A 286-nucleotide genomic window follows, 5' to 3' on the forward strand; every position below is an offset into this window, starting at 1 on the left:
CGGCGGCCCGCAGAGCGAGCTGGTGTTTTCCCGTAAAAGCGGCAAGCCGGTGAGTGAGGGCGTACCGGGTCTGTATACGCCGGACGGCTACTGGAAGAGCTTCAACGACCAGATCGACAGTGTGACCACCGCCCTGCACGAGGACGACGCCTGGGTACTGGGAGCGACCACCGCTCAGGAAGATAAACAGCAGATCGACAACGCCGTGCGCCAGCACTACATTCGCGACTTAAACGTCAACTGAGAAAGCTTTCAAGCTGACATTCAGCACAACAACAGCTCCGAT

1 pseudogene is annotated in these 286 nt (G+C 58.4%); it reads left to right on the forward strand.

Annotated elements, in window-relative coordinates:
- Positions 1-241, forward strand: a pseudogene (locus tag RTW80_RS28850) (ImcF-related family protein); the annotation flags it as partial.
- Positions 242-286 lie beyond the last annotated feature (45 nt).

The sequence above is a fragment of the Escherichia sp. AM3 genome, from assembly GCF_032029835.1.
Taxonomy (GTDB): Bacteria; Pseudomonadota; Gammaproteobacteria; order Enterobacterales; family Enterobacteriaceae; genus Escherichia; species Escherichia coli.